The following is a 5,376-nucleotide window of genomic DNA, read 5'->3' on the forward strand; positions in this document are numbered from 1 at the left end:
GTGCGTCCAGCGTTCGAGTAGGAGATGGCGAGGCTGGCGCGGGCGCGGAGGGTGTCGGGGTGGTCGGGTCCCAGGAGTTGTTCGAAGTCGGCGAGGACGCCTTCTTGGAGGGTGGTGGCTTCGGTGGTGCGTCCAGCGTTCGAGTAGGAGATGGCGAGGCTGGCGCGGGCGCGGAGGGTGTCGGGGTGGTCGGGTCCCAGGAGTTGTTCGAAGTCGGCGAGGGCCTTCTCGCGAAGGGCGGTCGCCTCCCCCGTGCGTCCGGCGTCTGAGTACGAGTTGGCGAGGTTTTGGCGGGCGCTGATGGTATTGAAGTGGTCACGTCCAAGGATCTGCTCGCTGGTGGCGGCGAGTCGTTCTCCATAGGTGACGGCCGCGGCTGTGAGGCCCGCGTTGTGCAGGCTGACGCCGAGGCGGTAGAGGAGCTGATGACCGCCTGGCTGCCAGAGGTGGTCGCCGGTGTGTTGCTGGAGGTGTTCGGCGTTGGCGCGCAGGGCCGTGGCCAGATCGGGCACAGTCTGGTCGATGCTGGGCCAGATGTTTAGGAGGGCATCGGCGGCTGTGTGCGCGAGGTGGGGCAGTGCTTTTTTGGGTGTGGCTTCGCGTGTGGCGCGGGCGGTGAGTGCGTGGACGCGGACGGTGTGGGGGTGTTGGCTGCGGTCGCTGCTGATCAGCGCGTAGCGGTGCAGGACCCGTAGCACCGCCCCGGCCTGTTCCGCACTGACCGGTTCACGGCTTTCATCGGCGGCCGTGTTGCTGTCGGAGGGCTCGGACTGTTGGCCGAGGTAGGTGAGGACAGTGGGTGTGTTCCACAGGTCGTGGGGGTGTCCTGCTGGGCCGAGCAGGGCGGCGAGTCGCAGCGCGGGTCGGGCGAGGCCGGCGGGCTCGGTGCGCTGCGCGGCGTCGAGGGAGAGCAGGAGCGTGGCGGCGACCTGCCGCCCGTAACCCTCTGCGTCAGCGCCCTCGGGAAGCAGCTGGTCCAGGCGTCGGTCGTGGTCGTTGAAGAGGGCCAGGTACTCGGTGACGGTGATGTCCTGGTTGAGCATGTACGCCGCGGCGTGGCCGAGGGCGAGCGGCAGATGCCCGAGCGCGGCGGCGAGGTCCTCGACGCTGTCGGACAGGAGGTGCGCGGCGCCATCGTCGCTGAGCCGGCCGCGGAGGTAGGCGGCGGCTTCGCCCGGGGTGTAGACGTCGATGGGAACGCGGCGGCGCCCGTTCCCGGTGAGGGCGGCGTCGTGCAGTCGGGTAGAAGCCAGCACCCACCCTGTGCCCGTCCTGCTCGCCGGCCACCATGGCGCCATCGCGGCGGGGTCGGTGATGTCGTCCAGCACGACGAGCCACCGCCGCTCGGTCGTCGCCAGCCACGACAGGAACGCCCTAGCATCGTCCTCAGGGTCCTCGCCGCTTGCTCCGGGGGCTGAGACGAGGCGCGCGGCCTGCGCATAGCGGGTGATGACCTGTTCGGTCTCGGCTGCGGCCGCCCACAGGACGAGATCGGTCCCGTCGCCGAGGGCTTCGCTCGCGTACTTGGCAGCGAGCTGGGACTTCCCCACCCCGCCACCACCGGACAGGACCTGCGTCAGCACTGCCGCATCTCCCGCCCGGCGTGCAGTGTCGATCTCTTCACGCACTCCTGTACGCGGCTGGAATGCAGTCGCGAGCGCAGGAATCCCACCGATCTCCACCGGCCAGGACACATCCTTCGTCGGGGCCGGGAGAAAGTACTGCCGGTTGTCGACGACCTGGCTGTTGTCACCGATCGCGTTGTACGAGACGTCGCGCCCTGCCCCCACACCCCCGTCCCCGACGATTACCTGCCCGGGCCCGTCAGGATCCGGCCGGGACGCGGGGAGGGTATTCGCGGTGGCCGTTGCCACAGGCATGCTGTCGTCGTTGCGGCGGCGTGGCCACAGGGGGGTCATCGGCGTTCGCTATCGTCGCCGAGGGCGTTGTCACGCACGTCCCCGCCGGCCGCGAGCCCGTCACGCCCAGCACGGACATTCCCGCCACCCGCAGACCGGGCCCCGGGAGTGCCCGAAGGCCCGACTACACGGGAACGGTCCCCGACCGCATTACCGGCCACGTTCCCGCCGGCAGCGATCCCTCCGCGCCCCGCACGCACCCGACGGCCACCCGATGAGCCTCCACCCCCCGGCGGGCGGACGAGGGCCACGACGGCCACGACGAAGCCGGCGAGCCCGACGACTGCACCGGTCACACTGGCGGTCCGGTCCGCCATGTCAGGGTTCACCAGTAGCGCCACGATCAGCCCCGCCGACACTGCCCCGGCCACTGCAGCGACCACCCACACAACAACCCGCGCTGCTCCCGAAACTGCCACAGCCCCGCCCTCGTTCCTATTAACACCCCCTCACTGAAAGGGGGGTACAACGATAGCGCCGAGCGGTCAGAGCCAGCCCAGCACCGAGGTTTCTGGCTGCCCATGTCTGCGACAGCGAACCCCGGCCTTCGGCGGGCGGCCCCCGCCTACTGTTCGGTTACGCCGCCCACTCCAGCCCCAAGTCGGCGAGGGCGGCGAGCTGGTCCTCGCTCAGCCGGTCGCGTCTGCTCTTGTGGTTGCTGAGGAACACACCCAGGCGTACGGAAGTCCCGTCCGGCAGCTCTTCAACGTGCTGCCGCCCGACGGTGGTCTTCCCTTCCCGCGCGATGTACTGCCGCAGGGCCTGAACGCCCCGGTGGAAGGCTTCGGAACCTTTTCCGCCCCTTGCCTTCGCCGTGCCTCGGGCTGCGCCCCCACGGGCCTTTACAGCCGCCCGCGGCCGCACCCCCAGCTCCTCCAGCCGCCGCCGCTGTTCTGCGTTGAGCTGCGCCCAGTCCCGCGTCTGCCGGGCGGTCCAGCGGCCGATGTCGTCTCCCCGGTAGGTCACGCCGGGCTGGATGTCCGCCAGCGTGTTCCCGGCGTCCAGGAGGACGGCCAGGCCGACGTAGCAGCGCTGCCAGTCCACGGTCCAGCCCAGCAGCCGCGGGTTCCAGTCCGGATCGATCGCGGCGAGCTGCTCCGCCCGCCGCCGTGCCCGGTCGGCGTCTTTGCCGAGTCCGCCGGGCCGGCGAAGATTGGTGAGCCATTGCCCGATGGGCTTGTCGAGGGCGGTGGCTTGCCGGGGTGCGGCTAGCGTCCCGGCCTCGGCGTAGTACGCGCGGGCGGCGGCGAGGTTCTCCTCGAAGGCGGCGTCGGCGGTGTCCCACACGATCCCGAGCTCTTCGAGCTCGTCGGCGCGTTCACCGTTCATGGTCCCGGCCCGGTAGGAGCGTCGCTGGTCGGACAGCCACCTGCCGAGCGGGTAGGCGCCCTCGGTGTGCTCGTAGGGCACCTCCAGGTCGCCTTCGCGCTCGAAGTAGCGGCGGGCGGCGTCGTAGCCGCGCTGCCAGTCCTGGCGTTCGGTGCTGATGACGTTGAACCGCACCCACTTCGCGATCATCACCGGATCCCTGGGGGCGGCGAACCGCAGCAGCGGCCGCGTGTCCTCCTGACCCTCCTCCGGCGGGGGGCCGATCGGAGGCGACGGATCAACGACCTCCTTCCGCTGTTCCTGCGGAATAGCAAGCAGCTCGATAGCACGCTCATCGTGCGCCCGCAGCCCCTCCAAAACCTTCACCAAGGGCCTATATGAATTGGAGGTGAGCATGTCTTCCGGCTTTTCACCCGGCGCGAGAAAGACAGGCACGATCAGCGTCGCCATCTTCCCCTCTCCCGGCTTTTGCCGCAACGCCCGGCCGATGGCCTGGACGATGTCGACGGCCGACCCCTTCGGGTCGAGGAGGGCGACGGAGTCAACGGCGCGGATGTCGACCCCCTCACCCAGGACCCGGCAGTTGGACAGAACAGCACGCCCCGCGCGCCGACCGAAGTCGGCGAGGACCCGGCGCCGGTGGCCGGCCTCATGATCCCCGCACAACCAGTTCGCCCACACCCGCTCCGGATACCGCTCCCGGTTCGCCGCGTGAAGCCGCTTCGCCACCCGGCCCAGCCCTCCCGCGAACGCGGCTGCTTCGACAGTGCGGTGGTGAAAGGTGATCGTGGTCTGCAGCCCGTGCTCAGCCATCGTCTCCAGCAACGCCGCCTGGAGCGCGCCCATGCGTTCGCCGCGGACTTCCTCGTCCCGCTTCTGCGGCCCGGCCAGCCGGGCCGGGGTGACGACCGGGTCGGTGAGCTCCACGACCACGATCTGATACCGCGCCAGCAAGCCCCGGGACACCGCCGATGCGAGCGACAGCTCGTAGACGACAGGCCCGAACACCTTGGGATCATCCATCGAGCAGGCCAGCTCCTGCGGCAGCCGGTCCCGCAGCACCCCCGCCCTGTCCTGCCGCTCCGCCCAGGAGAGCCGAGGTGGCCGCTCTTTCCAGATCCTGGGTGTGGCGGTCATGTAGAGCCGGCGCATGGCAGGGATGACGTCCTGGTCGTGAACCGCGGCCCACGCCTTCCCCGCCGAGCCACTGGTGCGGTGCGCCTCGTCGACGACCACTAGGTCGAACACGTCCATGGGAAGCCCGTACGTCCCCTCATGCGCCTCCGCCAGGACGGGCAGGGAGGCGTAGGTGGCATACACGGTCACCGGCCCCCGCCCATGCCACAGCGCCAGCTGCGGGGCGCTCGTCGTGGAGCGCACTTTGAGGTCCCACAGGTGCGGGTCGTCCTCCAGCGAGCACACCGCGACGGCGGGGCCGTGGTGGCCGGCCGCCCGCCATTCCCGCACCGTCTGCGTCAGCAGGTCCAGGGTCGGCAGGAGGACCAGGACCCGCCCGTTGCGGGCCAGTCGAAGCGCGGAGTGCGCAGCGATGAACGTCTTCCCCGTGCCACATGCCGCCACCACAGTGGCCCGTAGACCGGCCTGCGGAATCTTCTTCCCCGGCGGGATATCAAGCCCACGCACGACAGCATCGACAGCTTCGATCTGGTGAGGTCGGAGCGTGAATTTATCTGCACTCGGCATATCGGATCTCCGGGAATCCAAGAGGGGGGTCGAAGGCTCTGGAGGAGGTGGCGATCTGTTCGGGATGCTACACAGCACATCAGTGATGCACGATGCGGATCATGTGCGGGCGATGCACGGGTATCATCTTAGCGGGTCGGTGGTCACCAGAGGAGTTTCGGGCATCTCGTTCCAGGGTTAGAAGCGAGTGATGGCCTGTCTGGTGCGGGTGGAGCGCAGCGGAATCCGCACCCTTGCCACCAGGGGCCGGCGCTCGGGCGGGGTGATGTGGTGTCACGTCCTGGGGGTGGCTGTGTTCTCGGGATTCTACACAGAACAGCGGTGATGCGCCGTCATCGTGTAGCCAGCTGTTCCGGCAGAGCCGGAACCGGGTGGGGGAGCGAAGCGGACCCGCCCCGCAGTTCGGGGTGGAGCGAAGCGGAGG

At 69.6% G+C, this 5,376-nt stretch carries 2 protein-coding genes; both read right to left on the reverse strand.

Features of this window, described 5'->3' with window-relative positions; translation table 11 throughout:
- On the reverse strand, window positions 1-1,919 hold a 1,919-nt coding region (locus AB0L33_RS30570), incomplete at its 3' end, for a tetratricopeptide repeat protein (RefSeq protein WP_365686574.1).
- Window positions 1,920-2,495: 576 nt separating this feature from the next.
- Window positions 2,496-4,952, reverse strand: coding sequence for a Helicase associated domain protein (locus AB0L33_RS30575; RefSeq protein ID WP_365686581.1), 2,457 nt, complete (start codon window positions 4,950-4,952; stop codon window positions 2,496-2,498).
- Window positions 4,953-5,376 lie beyond the last annotated feature (424 nt).

Origin of the sequence: Streptomyces sp. NPDC052299 (genome assembly GCF_040679335.1) — a bacterium.
Classification (GTDB): Bacteria; Actinomycetota; Actinomycetes; order Streptomycetales; family Streptomycetaceae; genus Streptomyces.